We start from the raw sequence: 2,876 nt of genomic DNA, 5'->3' as shown, positions 1-2,876 counted from the left end.
AATTAGGACATAATCATAAATGTTATAATAGGACATTATCATATGTTGATCAGATGGAGATTTAGAATAAAAAAAGTGTATTTGACTTAAGAGTTTTAAAGTGATATAATTTTAATGTTCTAGTAAATAAATACACTTAATGTCTCCACAGTTATTCTTAAAATTTAATATGCACCTATAGCTCAGCAGGATAGAGCAACGGACTTCTAATCCGTGTGCCGGAGGTTCGAATCCTCCTAGGTGCACCAATAATAAAAGGACTTATATAAGTCCTTTTAAATTTATATATGCGCCTTTAACTCAGCTGGATAGAGTGACTGACTTCGAATCAGTTGGTCGCGGGTTCGAATCCTGCAGGGCGCACCATATATTTTTTCTTTTTTGTCATAAAAACACTATAATTGTCATATGATTTATAAAGGGTTTTTTATTTTGTGGCGAATATATAAATATAGGGCAAGAGGGGGATTTTATTTGGAGGATATACAAGTGAATTTATTAGAACTTGCAAAAGAGTTTGTTCAGTTTGCAGATAATCTTTATAATGAAAAAAAGATAGATCTTGATATGTATATAGAGATTACTAAGATTAAAAAAGAATTCATACATAATTCATAAAAATAATATTATTTAGACTAAGATATTATATGGTAAATTAGTATATATATTAGTAAAAAAACTTAACATATATACTATTCTTTACATAATTATTTATTATATTGAGCCCTTAACTTTCATATAATATCTTACTAATCTTTTTAAAATTGATAAACTCTTGGGTAGACGAGGGTTTATAGTAAATAAATAAATGTGGCATAAATATTGCTTATATATTTAGTATATTATTAAAAGTAATTTAGTAAATATATTAAAAGGAGTGTTTTAAATGAAAGGTAAAACATTTAATGAGTTAGAAATGGGAGAAAAAGCATCATTTCAGAAAACGATTACAGAAACAGATGTATATTTATATGCAGGTATAACGGGAGATATAAATCCAGCTCATATTAATGAAGAAGTATCAAAAAATACAATGTTTAAAGGAAGAATCGCTCATGGAATGCTTACAGCAGGTCTTATATCAGCAGTATTAGGTGTGCATTTACCAGGACCAGGCACTATATATATGGGTCAAGACCTTAAATTCACAGCACCTGTAAAGTTTGGTGACACTATCAAAGCAGAAGTGGAAGTAATAGAGAAGATAGAAGGTAAGAAGATAGTAAAGCTTAAAACTACTTGTACAAATCAAAATGGAGATATAGTTTTAAAAGGCACTGCTACTGTAATGCCTCCAAAATAAATATCAGGCTTAAAAGCTCTTAGTTGAATATGCTAAGGGTTTTTTATTACTGTTATATCTGATATAATTAAGGAAGCAAGCAGAAATATGTACCTCCAAAGGGGAGATAAAAATGCAACTAAAAAATGTAATATTACGTCCAGTATTTGAACTAATGGATGAAGGTGTAATTGCTGTTGATAAGGAAGGAAAATTAATTGGTATTAATAAAAAAGCTGAGTTATATTTAGATTTAAAATATAAGGATAATATAAGACAAGATATAAGGGAAATTATAAGAAACACAAAATTAATAGATGTTTTAGTAGAAGGTAAGAAACAATTAAATGAAAAATTCTCATACAATAATAGAGAATTTTTAGTAAAGAGAATTCCTATAATAGAAAATGATGAAATCATTGCAGCTATTGCTATTTTTCGTGATAGAACTGAAATAAATCAAATGAATAAAAAAAGAATTGAAGATAAGGGATATATAGAAATATTAGATACACTATTAAATACAGTAAATGAATGGTCTGTTGTAGTAGATGAAGAAGGTATAATAACAATGATGAGTGAGGCCTATAAGGAATTTACTAATTCTCCTGATGCTGTAGGTAAACATGTTACTGAAGTTATAGAGAATACCAGAATGCATATTGTAGTAAAAACTGGCTTAAAAGAAGTAGGGGATATACAAAAGATACAAGGTAATAAAATGATAGCTATGAGAGTACCTATAAAAAAAGGTGACAAGATAATAGGTGCTGTAGGAAAGGTAATGTTTAAAGATTTGGGCGATTTTCATATAGTTAAGCAAAAAGTATTAGAACTTGAAAAAGAACTTGAATATTATAAAAATGAAGTAATAGATGATAGATCTGCTAAATATACTTTCGATAGTATAATAGGTAATACTGGAAAGATGGAAGAACTTAAAAAAATAGGAGCAAGAGTTGCAAAATCTAAATCCAATGTAATAATAACAGGAGAAAGTGGTACGGGTAAGGAATTATTTGCTCACTCTATTCACAATGCAAGCAATAGAAAGTTTGGGCCATTTGTAAGGCTTAATTGTGCAGCTATACCTTCAGAACTTTTAGAATCTGAATTATTTGGCTATGAAGAAGGAGCATTTACCGGAGCAAAAAAAGGTGGTAAGAAAGGGAAATTTGAAATAGCTAATGGGGGCACAATTTTACTTGATGAGATAGGGGACATGCCTCTTAATATGCAAGCTAAACTTCTGCGTGTTATTCAAGAGAAAGAATTTGAAAGTGTTGGAGGCAACACTGTAAAAGATCTAGATGTTAGAATAATAGCATCTACCAACAAAAACCTTAAAAAACTTGTAGAAGAAAAAAGATTCAGAGAAGACTTTTATTATAGATTAAATGTAGTGAGATTTGACCTTCCACCACTGAGGGAAAGAAAAGAAGATATAAAAGAACTTGCCATATTTTTAAAAAATAAATTAACCAAAAAATTAGGAATATACGTAGAAGATATATCTAAAAAAGCTTTAAAATATTTAGAAAATTATGACTGGCCAGGTAATATTCGAGAACTGGAAAATGTCATAGAAAGAGCT

At 29.1% G+C, this 2,876-nt stretch carries 3 protein-coding genes and 2 tRNA genes; all 5 read left to right on the top strand.

What is annotated here, in order from left to right; genetic code table 11:
• Window positions 1-171 precede the first annotated feature (171 nt).
• A tRNA-Arg gene (locus ACTHUW_RS12660) sits at window positions 172-248 on the top strand.
• A 41-nt stretch (window positions 249-289) separates the two neighbouring features.
• Window positions 290-366 (top strand) — tRNA-Arg (locus tag ACTHUW_RS12655).
• Window positions 367-489: 123 nt separating this feature from the next.
• Entirely contained in the window at window positions 490-618 is a 129-nt protein-coding gene (locus tag ACTHUW_RS12650) for a hypothetical protein (protein WP_442197611.1), read from the top strand.
• A gap of 268 nt (window positions 619-886) precedes the next feature.
• A complete protein-coding gene (locus ACTHUW_RS12645; RefSeq protein WP_442197612.1) occupies window positions 887-1,303 on the top strand; it encodes a MaoC family dehydratase in 417 nt (138 codons plus the stop codon).
• A gap of 112 nt (window positions 1,304-1,415) precedes the next feature.
• A partial coding sequence (locus ACTHUW_RS12640) for a sigma 54-interacting transcriptional regulator (protein WP_442213533.1) occupies window positions 1,416-2,876 on the top strand: 1,461 nt, incomplete at its 3' end.

Origin of the sequence: Senegalia sp. (in: firmicutes) (assembly GCF_052088025.1) — a bacterium.
In the GTDB taxonomy this organism is placed as follows: Bacteria; Bacillota; Clostridia; order Tissierellales; family SIT17; genus Anaeromonas.
Note: the sequence above shows the minus strand (reverse complement) of the source record. Positions and strands in the feature narration are given on the sequence as shown.

Bases quoted from the DNA above. Each gene is read 5' to 3' on its own strand.
- ACTHUW_RS12645 (WP_442197612.1), top strand. From the start codon at position 887: ATGAAAGGTAAAACATTTAATGAGTTAGAAATGGGAGAAAAAGCATCA.